General features: G+C 62.1%; 11 protein-coding genes. 2 read left to right on the top strand and 9 right to left on the bottom strand.

Annotated features, from left to right (window positions below; genetic code table 11):
* Positions 1-15 precede the first annotated feature (15 nt).
* From msuE to NKJ15_RS07020, 3 genes are all read right to left on the bottom strand, one after another.
* Positions 16-576: an FMN reductase gene (gene msuE / locus NKJ15_RS07030; protein WP_352455213.1), complete on the bottom strand. Its 561-nt coding sequence runs from the start codon at positions 574-576 to the stop codon at positions 16-18.
* 112 nt (positions 577-688) lie between these two features.
* A complete protein-coding gene (locus NKJ15_RS07025) occupies positions 689-2044 on the bottom strand; it encodes an LLM class flavin-dependent oxidoreductase (protein WP_352738537.1) in 1356 nt (451 codons plus the stop codon).
* A 133-nt stretch (positions 2045-2177) separates the two neighbouring features.
* Entirely contained in the window at positions 2178-3671 is a 1494-nt protein-coding gene (locus tag NKJ15_RS07020) for an aldehyde dehydrogenase family protein (protein ID WP_352814674.1), read from the bottom strand.
* A 241-nt stretch (positions 3672-3912) separates the two neighbouring features.
* On the opposite strand from NKJ15_RS07020, the gene NKJ15_RS07015 reads away from it, so the two are divergent.
* Together NKJ15_RS07015 and NKJ15_RS07010 are read left to right on the top strand one after the other, a co-directional pair.
* Complete coding sequence (locus NKJ15_RS07015) at positions 3913-4218, top strand: DUF4258 domain-containing protein (RefSeq protein ID WP_352814751.1); 306 nt, start codon at positions 3913-3915, stop codon at positions 4216-4218.
* Complete coding sequence (locus NKJ15_RS07010) at positions 4211-4669, top strand: helix-turn-helix domain-containing protein (RefSeq protein ID WP_352455217.1); 459 nt, start codon at positions 4211-4213, stop codon at positions 4667-4669. Before NKJ15_RS07015 ends, NKJ15_RS07010 begins: the two co-directional genes overlap by 8 nt.
* 58 nt (positions 4670-4727) lie before the next feature.
* On the opposite strand, the gene NKJ15_RS07005 is transcribed toward NKJ15_RS07010, so the two are convergent.
* The 6 genes from NKJ15_RS07005 to NKJ15_RS06980 all read right to left on the bottom strand — a co-directional run bounded on the left by NKJ15_RS07005 (position 4728) and on the right by NKJ15_RS06980 (position 12435).
* Positions 4728-7862, bottom strand: coding sequence for an efflux RND transporter permease subunit (locus NKJ15_RS07005; RefSeq protein WP_352472294.1), 3135 nt, complete (start codon positions 7860-7862; stop codon positions 4728-4730).
* Between the two features lie 208 nt (positions 7863-8070).
* Complete coding sequence (locus NKJ15_RS07000) at positions 8071-9219, bottom strand: efflux RND transporter periplasmic adaptor subunit (RefSeq protein WP_352768476.1); 1149 nt, start codon at positions 9217-9219, stop codon at positions 8071-8073.
* Positions 9220-9281: 62 nt separating this feature from the next.
* Positions 9282-9890, bottom strand: coding sequence for a TetR/AcrR family transcriptional regulator (locus tag NKJ15_RS06995; RefSeq protein WP_352681212.1), 609 nt, complete (start codon positions 9888-9890; stop codon positions 9282-9284).
* 236 nt (positions 9891-10126) lie between these two features.
* Positions 10127-11767: an acyl-CoA synthetase gene (locus NKJ15_RS06990; RefSeq protein WP_352814672.1), complete on the bottom strand. Its 1641-nt coding sequence runs from the start codon at positions 11765-11767 to the stop codon at positions 10127-10129.
* Positions 11768-11857: 90 nt separating this feature from the next.
* Positions 11858-12187 carry a type II toxin-antitoxin system RelE/ParE family toxin gene (locus NKJ15_RS06985; protein WP_352814670.1) on the bottom strand — a complete coding sequence of 110 codons (330 nt, stop codon included), beginning with the start codon at positions 12185-12187 and terminating at the stop codon, positions 11858-11860.
* A gap of 2 nt (positions 12188-12189) precedes the next feature.
* The gene (locus NKJ15_RS06980) at positions 12190-12435 is read right to left on the bottom strand and encodes a type II toxin-antitoxin system ParD family antitoxin (RefSeq protein ID WP_352612275.1); all 246 of its coding nucleotides are present in this window, start codon (positions 12433-12435) and stop codon (positions 12190-12192) included.
* Between the last annotated feature and the right edge of the window lie 110 nt (positions 12436-12545).

Here is a 12545-nt window from a genome sequence, read left to right as displayed (position 1 = left end):
TTTTCTTTTTAGGGGCTATTCGGCAGCGGTGCCGGCGCGGGAGCGACCGCCAAGCGCTGCACCGATATCCTCGAGGACCTGTCCGACGCGCGCCTGGATCGTCTCGGACGCAAGCACGCCGTCGATGAAATCCCTGTCCGAAGCGTAGATCGCGGTCGGCAGCGTAAAGGCCTCGAAGAAGCCGAACAGCGGTCTCAGCTGGTGCTCGATGATCAGCGCATGCCGGTCGCCGCCGCCGGTCGCCAGCAGCACCACCGGCTTGCCCCTGAGCGCCGTTGGGTCGACAAGATCGAAGAAGTGTTTGAACAGGCCGGTATAGCTGCCCTTGTAGGTGGGCGAGCCAACGACGAGCACGTCCGCCGCGACGACGCGCTTGAGGATATCGCCCGCTTGCGCATCCAGTTCACGCGCCCATTTGGCGCCACCGAGGCTGGGGCCGAGGTCGACGACGTCATGCGTGCTGGCGGCCAGGCCATATCTGCCGGCTACCTCGTTCACGATACGATCGACGAAGCCGCGCGTCTTGGACGGCCGGGTGAAATTGCCTGAGAAACCGACAACGGCCGGATTGGTCATGATGCAAAGCCCTCGCGATGATTTCGGGCTGCCAGCCCGCTGCTGACCCTATGGACATTCGGGCCGAACGAAAAGAACGGATGCTTGCCACGGTCTAAAATCATTACCGGTTCTAGCCAGCTTTGCGGATCGCTGCCGTCTCAGGTTGGAAGAACCGGTTTGGCGGCCGCTTCAGGCCAAGATTTTCGCGCAGGGTCGATCCTTCGTATTCGCTCCTGAAAATGCCGCGCCGCTGCAATTCGGGCACGATTTTCTCGACGAAATCATCCAATCCGGCGGGAAGATAGGGGAACATGACGTTGAACCCGTCCGAGCCTTCGGTGACCAGCCATTCCTCCATCTCGTCGGCGATGGTTTTCGAAGTGCCGACGAAGGCAAGACCGGAATAGCCGCCCAGCCGCTGCGCAAGCTGCCTGACGGTCAGGTTTTCCTTGCGCGCCAGTTCGATGACGCGCTCGCGGCCGCTCTTGCTGGCGTTGCTTTCCGGGATTTCGGGCAAGACTGAATCCGGATCGAACCGCGACGCGTCGTGGCCGAGCGCGATCGACAGCGAGGCGACGCCGCTCTCGTAGTAGACGAGGCTGTCGAGCTTGGCCCGCTTCGTCTGCGCCTCCTCGACGGTCTCGCCGACAATGACGAAGGCGCCGGGCAGGATCTTGATGTCGTCGCGCGACCGGCCAAGTTTTTGCGCACGTTTCTTGACGTCGGCAAAGAAGCGCTGCCCCGAGGCGAGATCGGCATGGGCGGCGAAGATCACCTCGGCCGTTTCCGCCGCGAGCTGCCGTCCGGCCTCCGACGCGCCGGCCTGCACGATGACCGGCCAGCCCTGCACCGGCCGCGCGATATTGAGCGGTCCCCGCACCGAAAGATATTCGCCCTTATGGTCGAGCACATGCAGCTTCGCCGGATCGAAATAGAGCCCGCTTTCGGCGTCGCGGATGAAGGCATCGTCGACAAAACTGTCCCACAGGCCGGTGACGACATCGTAAAACTCCCGCGCCCGGCGATAGCGCTCGTCGTGCTCGACATGCTCGTCGAGGCCGAAATTCAGCGCGGCGTCGGGATTGGATGTGGTGACGATATTCCAGCCGGCGCGCCCGCCGCTGATATGGTCGAGAGAGGCGAAACGACGGGCGATGTGGTACGGCGCGTCGAACGTCGTCGAGGCGGTTGCGATCAGCCCGATACGATCGGTGACGGCGGCAAGCGCCGACAACAGCGTGAACGGCTCGAAGGACGTGACCGTGTGGCTGCGCCGCAGCGCCTCGATCGGCATGTTGAGCACGGCCAGGTGGTCGGCCATGAAGAAGGCGTCGAACTTTGCCGCTTCCAGCCTTTGCGCGAAGTGCTTGAGATGCGCGAAATTGAAGTTGGCGTCGGGATAGGCGCCCGGGTAGCGCCAGGCGCCGGTATGAAGGCTGACGGGCCGCATGAAAGCGCCAAGCCGCAATTGTCGATTTTCTGCCATGGAAAAATGCACCGATGACGACGAGCGTAACGCTCCAATTGCTCGAGCATGGGATGGCTTTGCGGCCATGGGAAGGAATTCTGTTTTGCAAAACCGGCGTCGGGGAGCATTTTTTGTGCGGGCGGCGGACCGATCAATCGATCTTGATGAACACGCCCTTGGTGTTAAGATATTCGGCGAGGTGCTCGGCGCCGCCCTCGCGGCCGTAGCCGCTCATCTTGTAGCCGCCGAAGGGCACGGCCGGATCGATGGCGTGATAGGTATTGACCCAGACCGAGCCGGCGCGGATCTTGCGCGACAGCTGGTGGGCGGTGGCGAGATTTTGGGTGAAGACCCCTGCAGCCAGGCCGTAAGGCGTGTTGTTGGCCCGCTCGACTGCCTCGTCCAGCGTATCGAACGGCAAGGCTGAAATTACCGGCCCGAAGATCTCCTCACGGGCGATCTTCATGTCGTCCGAGACGCCGGCAAAGACGGTCGGCGCGACGAAATTGCCGGCGCCAAGCGCGCCTTCCACAAGCCGGGTGCCTCCGGTGACGAGTTTCGCCCCTTCCGCGGTGCCGGCCTCGAGGTAACCGGTGACCCGTTGCAGCTGCTTTTCGGAGACGAGCGGACCGATCTCGGTCGCCGGGTCGATGCTGTCGCCGACCCTGAGACCCTTGGCGTATGCCGCGAGCCGCTCGACGAACTCGTCATGGACGGGCCGTTCGACGAAAAGGCGCGAACCGGCGATGCAGATCTGGCCGGAATTGGCGAACACCGACATCGCCGCCACCGGCACCGCCTTGTCGAGATCGGCATCGGCGCAGACGATGACCGGCGACTTGCCGCCGAGCTCCAGCGAGACGCGCTTGAGATTGCCGGCCGAGGCCCGCACGATCGACTGGCCGGTCGCCGTCGAGCCGGTGAAGACGATCTTGTCGACGCCCATATGCTCGGCGAGTGCGGCACCTGCCTCGGTGCCGGTGCCGGTGACGATGTTGACGACGCCTTCCGGAACGCCGGCCTCGTTCATGATGTCGGCGATCAAAAGCGGCGTCAGCGGCGCCTCTTCCGATGGTTTCAGCACGATGGTGCAGCCGGTCGCCAGCGCCGGGCCGATCTTCCAGATCGACGCCGCCGTTGGCGCGTTCCAGGGAATGATGGCGCCGACGACGCCGACCGGCTCCTTGCGGGTGAAAGAGACGATTTCGCCGGGCAGCGAGTTGTCGATCGTCTCGCCGTGCAGCGCCGTCGCCATGCCGGCATAGTAGCGCAGCATGCCGATGACCCGGTTGCGATTGGCGCGGGTGCGTATGATCGGCATGCCCATGTCGGTGGTGTCGGAGCGGCTGATCTCTTCCCAGTGCTTTTCGAAGAGGTCGGCGATCCTCAGCAGCAGCACCTGGCGCTCATAAGGCTTGAACCGGCTCCACGGGCCCTCGAACGCCTTGCGCGCAGCAGTCACCGCCAAGTCGATGTCCTGGCGGTCGGCGCGCGGCACCGTGGCGATGACCGCGCCGGTGGCGGGATTGCGGCTCTCCGTGGTCCGACCGGAGCGGGCATCGACCCAGCCGCCGCCGATGAACATCCGGCGATGGCGCCCGTCGATCGGCAGCCGCAGCGGTGCCTTTGTCTGAGCTATGGTCATGACTGTCCTCCAACCACGCGCTAGTCTTAATAGCGGTGTCGTCCTGTGTTCGGTAGCGAATTTGTCACCACCCAACGGGCGTCAATGGCATGCCGCTTGTTTATTGACGTTCAGCACTTATGTAGGTATCACCATGATAGATGAAGCACCGGAAGGAATGCCATAGAAGGGGGATTTGTGACGATCACGCAACCTTGGGATGCCGGCCGTGCGACGATTGAAATAAGATCTATCGAGAAATCTGAAACTAAACATCTCGTACAAGCTGCATGCGCAGGATCGGCTTTCCGAACGCGGCTTGATCATGTCTGATGTGCTGCATGCGCTCAAGTTTGGAAATGTGTACCAACCACCTGTGCCCGCAACCCGGCCGGGTCATTTCCGTTATCGCGTGGAGTGCAAGACACCGAACAGCGGGAGTCGATCCATCGGGGTCGTTATCATCCCTTCCAAGAACGGATGTCTCGTCAAAGTTATTTCGGTTATGTGGATCGATGAGTTCGAGCGAAAAGCGGGCTCGATAATTGGAGTTGAAGCTGATGAATAACGCACACCACTACACAGAAAGCGGTCTGCTCAACGTTTACATCGAAGGCATCGCCGTTGAGGTGGATGACGATGGCGACGACATCATCACGATTCCTGCTGTGAATGAACTGCATCAAGTAATCGCGCTTGGGATCGTAAGCCATGCCAAGGGCATGAGCGGGGACGAGCTTCGTTTCCTGCGCTCCGAAATGGGTCTGACCCAAGCTGAATTGGCCGCCATGGTCCACCGTGACAAGCAGTCGATTGGCCGATGGGAGCGCAACGAAATCGACATTGACAGCTCGGCTGAGGCCCTGGTGCGTCGTTTGGCAATCGAAAAGCTGGGGCTGCCTGTTGACGCGGGAATCGATGAGTTGTCGCGTCGGAGCGTTCCTACCGCGGACGAGCAACCGATCAAAATACAGAAAATGAATAACGATGCTCGGCCGTACGAACTGATTGCGGCCTGACCCGACCCTGATAACCCCGCCTCGGCGGGGTTATCTATGGAAGACGTTCGCTCGACCGCTATTCGGCCGCCAGGGCCAGTTGCGGCCTTTCGTTCTTTTCTTCCGTCTCGGCCGGCTGCTCCACCACCTTCTTGGGCTCCCTGCCGAAGAACAGCGCATAGGCTGCCGGCAGGACAAGGATGGTCAGCACCGTGGCGACGAGAATGCCGCCCATCATGGCGTAGGCGAGCGGCCCCCAGAAGACGCCACGCGAGATCGGGATCAGCGCCAGCACCGCCGTCAGCGCCGTCAGCACGATCGGCCGGAACCGGCGCACCGCCGAGCCGATGATGGCCTCGGAACGCTCCACGCCGGCGGCGATGTCCTGGTCGATCTGATCGACCAGGATGATCGAGTTGCGCATGATGATGCCGAGCAGGGCGATGACACCGAGGATGGCGACGAAGCCGAACGGCGCGCCGCTGATCAAAAGTGCCGCCGCCGCGCCGATGATGCCGAGCGGACCGGTCGCCAGCACCAGCATGGCCTTGCCGAAATGCTGCAGCTGGATCATCAGCAGCACGACGATGACGGCCAGCATGATCGGCGCTTTCGCCGCAATCGAGGCCTGGCTTTCGGCCGCATCCTCGGCGCCGCCCTGGATCTCGATCTTGTAGCCGGGTGCGAGGCTGGCGCGCAGGCCCTGCATGTCGCTGTACATCTTCATGGCGACATCGTTCGGCTGCACGCCGTCCGGAAGCGTGGCGCGTACGCTGATGGTCGGCAAGCGGTCGCGCCGCCATTCGACGCCTTGCTCCAGCACCGGGACCACCTTGGCGACCTGCGACAGCGGCACGGAGCCGCCGAAATCGGTCGGGATGTAGACGGAGTCGACCGCCGACAGCAGGTGACGGCTTGCCTCCGGCTCACGGGCGACGATCGAAACCGTCTCCTCGCCGTCGCGGAAGTCATCGAGCGGCGCTCCCGACATGGCCGCCTGCAGCGTCTGGCGGATGCGCTGCGAGGTGACGCCGAGCGCACGGGCGCGATCCTGGTCGATCACCAGCTTCATCGTCGGCACCGGCTCCAGCCAGTCGTCGTGGATGGCGCCGAGCAGCGGATTTGCCTGGAACTTCGCCTTCACCTCGTCGGCGATGCGGCGCACCTCCTGGCGATCCGGACCCATGACGCGCATCTGCACCGGCCAGCCGGTCGGCGGACCAAGGAACAGGCGGTCGACCTTGGCGCGGATCGATGGGAAATCATTGGCCAGGATGGTGCGCAGCTTGACAATCAGCCGCTCGCGGGCCGGTTCGTCATTGGCCATCACCAGAAGCTGGGCGAAATTCGGGTTGCGAAGCTGCTGGTCGAGCGGCAGGAAGAAGCGCGGCGCGCCTTCGCCGACATAGGTGGCGATGAAGCGCTTGTCCTTGTCGTCCATCATCCTGGCTTCGAGCGCCTTGGCCTGGGTCTCGACTTCCTTGATGCTGGTGCCTTCCGGCAGCCAGAGGTCGACAAGGATTTCCGGGCGCGACGATTGCGGGAAGAAATTCTGCGGGATGAACTGGAACGCCCACAGGCTGGTGGCAAACGTCATCAGCGTCATCACCAGGACGATGATGCGGTGGCGCACCGCCCATGCAACGGTCGAGCGAAGACGGCGGTAGAAGCGCGTGTCGAAGACATCGTGATGGTTGCCGGCGTGCTTGCGCTGCTTCAGGATCATGTGGCCGAGCCATGGCGTGAAATAGACCGCCGCGAACCAGGACACGACCAGCGCGATGCCGACGACGTAAAACAGGGTGCGCACATATTCGCCGGCGGTCGAGGCCGCGAAACCGACGGGGATGAAGCCGGCCGTGGTGATCAGCGTGCCGGTCAGCATCGGGAAGGCGGTCGAGGAATAGGCGAAGCTCGCCGCCTCGACCTTGACCAAGCCTTCCTCGAGCTTTCGCTCCATCATTTCGACGACGATCATCGCGTCGTCGACCAGGAGGCCAAGGGCGATGATCAGCGCGCCGAGCGAAATGCGCTGCAGGTCGATGCCGAGCTCGTACATGATGGCGAACGTGGCGGCCAGGACCAGCGGAATGACGATCGCGATCACCAGGCCCGAGCGCCAGCCGATCGACAGGAACGATACGAAAAGCACGATCAGCAGCGCTTCGCCGAGCGCTTCCATGAACTCGCTCACAGCCTCCTTCACGACATGCGGCTGGTCGGAAATCTGATCGACCGAAACGCCATAGGGCAGCGCCTCTTCGAAGCGCTTATAGGTCGCTTCGACGTCCTTGCCGACGTCGGTGACGTTGAAGCCCTTGGCCATTACGACGCCGAGCTGGACGCTGTCGTGACCGTTGAAACGGTATTTGCGCTGGTACGGATCCTCGAGGCCGGAGGTCACGGTGGCGATGTCGCCGAGGCGCGTCACCTGGTTGCCGGCGCGCAGGCGAAGCTCGCGGATGTCGGCCGCCCTGGTGACATCGCCCTCAACCGAAATGCGCACCGAACGCTGGCCGGTGTCGACCGAACCTGCCGGGTCGACATTGTTCTGGCCTTGGATCGCATTCTGCAGGTCGGTCAACGTCAGGCCGCGTTCGGCAAGCACCTTGGATGAAACGTCGATGTAGAGCTTTTCCGGCTGGTCACCGATGATCACGGCCTTCTCGACACCGGGCGTCGTCAGCAGCATGTCACGCGCCTGGATGGCGAATTTCTTCAGCTCGGGATAGCTGTAGCCGTCGCCGCTGATCGAATGCAGGGTGATGAACGTGTCGCCGAATTCGTCATTGAAGTAAGGCCCGAGCAGCCCCTGCGGCAGCTCATTGGCGATATCGCCGACCTTCTTGCGCACCTGATAGAAAGCATCGGCGACCTGCGCCGGATTGGTGTCGCCCTTGACCTGCAAGGTGATGATGGCGCTGCCGGCGCGGGTGTAGGAGCGGACGAAATCGAGGTGCGGCGTTTCCTGCAGCTTGCGCTCGATCTTGTTGACCACCTGGTCCTCCATCTCCTTGATCGAGGAGCCTGGCCAGATCGCCTGGACGACCATGACGCGGAAGGTGAAATCGGGGTCTTCCTTCTGGCCCATGCGCATCAGGCCGAGTGCACCGGCGACGATGATCAGCCCGAACAGGAAGCGGGCAATGCTCGGATGGCCGATTGCCCAGCGCGAAAGATTGAAAGACCGCTTTTCATTGGTGTCGATGGTCATCGGCGTCAGTCCGTTTCAATTTGATCAACAGAGCACGCGCTTTCGCATGCCCAAGGAACTTCCGATGTGGGCTTCCGGGCGGCGTGGCTTTCCGAGTTGAGAGATCTACATCGCGGTGGGACGCGAGGATCGACGTGGGGGTTACATCGACCTGAGATCTCGAAAATCGGGGGCGCCTGCCGCCCGGAAACCGTGAATTGCCTGGCCGTCAGCGCAAGCGCCTTGCAGCGTCATCGGCCGACGCCGACTGTTGCGCTGCATCACCGGTCAGCTTGACTTTCAGATTCTCGGTCATGAACTGCGTGCCGGCGGCGACGACGACGTCGCCCGGCTTCAGCCCATCGGCGACGCTGACGCCGTCGGGGGTGAAGGCGGCGACCTTGACCGGATGCGCATGGACGGTCCCGCCGTTGCGGTCGACTGTCCAGACGATCGATTGGCTGTCCTTCTGCGCCAACGCGGCCAGCGGGATCGACACCAGCTGCTGCCGGTTGTCCACCGCGGCTTCGATGGAGGCGGTCATGCCTAGCAGCACGCGAGGATCGTTGGGCAGGCTGACGCGAACGGCAAAGGTGCGCGACTGCGGATCGGCGCTGCCGGCGACTTCGCGGACCTTGCCGTCGAGCGTCAGCGCCTCATCGGACCAGAAGCCAGCCTTGACGGTCTTGCCCGGCTTGAATTCGGCAATATCAGTTTCCGGAACAGCGATCAGGACTTCCTTCTCGCCGTCGATGGCAACGGTCACCACCGGCGTGCCGGAGCCGACAACCTGGCCGACATCGGCGGCAACGGCAGTGACGATGCCGTTCTTGTCCGCCTTGAGATCGGTATAGCGGACCTGGTTCTGTGCCTGGGCAAGCTGCGAGCGGGCGGAGTCTCGCGTGGCGACCGCCTGATTATAGGCGAGCGTCGCCTGCTCGAGCTGCGACTTCGGCGCGAAATTCTTGGCGTAGAGCTGTTCGGCCCGCTTGCGCGTAAGCTCGACTGTCTCGACCTGACGGTCCGCAGCATCGAGGCTGGCCTGAGAGCTTCTCACCGAGAGCTCGTAGTCGGTGGGATCGACGCGGGCGAGAACGTCACCCGGCTTGACGCGGTCACCGATGTCGACAAGGCGCTCGGTGATCTTGCCGTTGATGCGAAAGCCGAGATTCATCTCGGTGCGGGCGCGCACCGATCCGGAATAGGAAAGCTGACGGGTATCGCTCGCCTTGGCGATCTCGACCACCTTGACCGGGCGGATGATCTCCTTGACCTCGGCTTTCTCTTGCGAGCAGCCGGCGAGGCCGAGAGCGGCAACGACAATCAGTGCCAGGCCGGCGGCCGGTCGCCTGTAGGTGATGGACTTGGACAAAGACACTTTTCGTACTCCCGAACTGTGGAGATGAATTGCCGACATCACCGCCCGACGGGCGGCAATGGTCATTTCTTCAAGGCTCTGATGGCAAACTCGGTAAGCTCGTCCGGCGTCGCCCGGTTCTTCTTGGCGAGGCACTGGGCCATTATCTGCGGATGAGAGAGGCTGATAATGGCAGCGCCGAAACACCGGGAAGCGATCACCGGATCCTGATCGATGAACTCGCCGGTAGCGATTCCCTCGCGGATCACTTCCGCGACCAGTTCATGGATGCTGTCGATGTGCTTTTCGATGACGTGCCAGTCGCGCTCGATGGCGACGATGACCATCTCGTGCACCTTCTCCTGGTCGATCATGGTTTCCAGCGTCCACTGATAGTGCGTATGCACATAGCGGCGGAGCTTCTCGCTGGCGGTGCCGGAACCATGGCAGGCTTCGTAGCTCAACCGGTAGCAGGTCTCGAGCATACGGCCGCAAACCGCCTGATGGATTTCCACCTTGGAGGCGAAGAAGCGGTAGATGTTGGCGGTCGACATGCCGAGTTCGCGCGCTATGTCGGCGACGTTGGTCTTGCCGTAGCCGTAGTGGCGAAACAATCGCTCCGCGCAATCCAGGATGCGCGTGACATTTTCCTGGCGGGCGGAATCGGCGGCTGTGTCTAGGGTTTCAAGCATCTCGTTGGCCAAATTTACGACTGACGAATTTAGAATTTCGTCACTCGTAAATTGAAAACCATCACCTGTCAAGGCACGATTTTGGCTGCTGATGACAAATGGTGACATCCCTGGACGGAGTTGGCCCATGAAACGCATGTGGTTTCCGCCGGGCGCGCCTGCAACGCCGCCCCGTGTTTTTGCGAAGGATCTTGAAAAGATGCTTTCCGAAATCGGTTCCGTTTTCGGATCAGGCCCTAAGGCTGCTTTGCCATCTCCCGCAGCCGGAACTTCTGGATCTTGCCCGTCGAAGTCTTCGGGATTTCCGCGAAGATCACCGCTTTCGGCACCTTGAAGCGGGCGAGCAGCGCGCGGCAGTGCTCGATTACCTCCGCCTCGGTCGCCGCCTTGCCCGGCTTCAGCTCGACATAGGCGACCGGCACCTCGCCCCATTTGTCGTCGGATCGGGCGACAACGCCGCAAGAAGCGACGGCGGGATGCTTGTACAGCGCCTCCTCGACCTCGATCGAGGAGATGTTTTCGCCGCCGGAGATGATGATGTCCTTGGAACGGTCCTTGAGCTGGATGTACCCGTCCGGGTGCATGACGCCGAGGTCGCCCGAATGGAACCAGCCGCCGGCAAAGGCCTCGTCGCTCGCCTTGCGGTTCTTGAGATAGCCTTTCATGACGATGTTGCCGCGGAACATCACCTCGCCGATCGTCTCGCCGTTGGCCGGCGTCTCTTGCATCGTCTGCGGGTCCATCACCGTCAGGCCTTCGAGCGCGGCATAGCGTACGCCTTGCCTGGCCTTCTTCGCCGCCCTCGCCCCTTTCTCCAGCAGGTCCCACTCGCCATGCCATTCGTTGACGACGGCCGGGCCATAGGTTTCGGTCAGGCCGTAGAGATGGGTGACGGCAAAGCCCGCATCGGCCATGCCCGACAGCACCGCCTCAGGCGGCGGCGCCGCGGCGGTGTTGAAGGTGACGGTCTGCGGGAATTGCCGCTTGTCCTCGTCCAAGGCGTTGATCAGCACCGACATGACGATGGGTGCACCGCACAGATGGGTGACGCCGTGATCGGCGATGGCGTCGTAGATCGGCTTCGGCCGCACCCAGCGCAGGCAGACATGCGTGCCGGCCTGCACGGCAAGCGTCCAGGGAAAGCACCAGCCGTTGCAGTGGAACATCGGCAGCGTCCACAGATAGACCGGGTGCTTGCCCATCCCGGCATGGATGGTGTTGGCATAGGCCATCAGTGCCGCGCCGCGGTGGTGACAGACGACGCCCTTCGGATTGCCTGTCGTGCCGGAGGTGTAGTTGAGCGAAATGGCATCCCATTCATCGTCCGGCATCGACCAGGCGAAATCCTCGTCGCCGTCGGCGACAAACGCCTCGTAGTCCAGCGTGCCGATCCGCTCGCCCTTGGCATAGGGCGCATCGGCGGCATAGTCGGGATCGTCGTAATCGATCAGCAGCGGCCTGACCTTGGCCAGCGTCAGCGCTTGCCGAACCACGCCGGCGAATTCGCGGTCGACGATCAGCACCTTGCTTTCGGCGTGATCGAGCTGGAAGGCAATGACGGCGGCGTCGAGGCGAGTGTTGAGCGAATGCAGCACCGCCCTGGTCATCGGCACGCCGAAATGCGCTTCCAGCATCGGCGGTGTGTTCGACAGCATGACGGTGACGGTGTCGCCCTTGCCGATACCGCGCTTCGCCAGCGCCGAGGCAAGCCTCAGCGAGCGCTTACAGAAATCGCGATAGGTCGTGCGTTGGCGGCCATGGATGATGGCGGTCTGGTCGGGAAAGGTTTTTGCCGCCCGCTCAAAATAGGTGAGCGGCGTCAGCGGCTGGTGGTTGGCCGGATTCCTGTCGAGATCCTGTTCGTAGGGATTGCCCATCCCGTCCTCCGCAATGTCTGGTCGAGCCTTCTTACCACCAGATCCTGAGCGCGTACTGGATTCGTGCACCGCCATCAGACACTTCGCCCATTACTTGGGACGCCCCTCCCCGCCCTCACCCTCCGGCCACAAAGCGTCGATGTCCCGATGCCCTTCCACGATATTCGCCACTTCGAAAAAGTCGCCATTATAGCGGAAGAAAATCACGTATCCCCTGAAAGCGAAACTTCGGACGTCCGGCCGGAGTTCGGGACGAGCACGACCAATCGTCGCCGGCAAGCTCGCCAGATCACGGCATTTCTGGCGCAGAGCATCCACAAAACGCCCGCCAATAAACAGGCTGCCGCTTTCACGAGTGAGGTATTCAAGGATATTGACCAAATCTGCTTGTGCCGACGGCAGCATGCGCAGCCGTGGCACTCCTAAAAGCCTTCCCTTGCGAGTTGCTTGGCCTTGGCTTCCAAGGCGGCGTCAATATCCTGCTCGGTGGCTTCGCCGCCTTCAGCAAACGACTTGTCCACCATGGCACGGAGCGCCTTCAGCTTTTCCTCGCGCTCTTCGACAAGGCGCAGGCCCTCGCGCACGACTTCGCTGGCAGAACCGTAGCGGCCGCACTTGACGATGTTGGAAACAAAGGTTTCCCAACGCTCTCCCAATGATACGTTCATTGTCGGACCTCCTGATCGGTTTATTGTACCGAGATAACAATAAATGCGCAATTACTGACATCCGGAACGCCAGGTGTCGGATCAGGTGCGCAGCCTAAGGTTTGACTTTT

The organism is Mesorhizobium sp. M0207, assembly GCF_040321995.1.
Lineage (GTDB): Bacteria > Pseudomonadota > Alphaproteobacteria > Rhizobiales > Rhizobiaceae > Mesorhizobium.
This window is presented reverse-complemented; position numbering and strand designations above follow the sequence as displayed.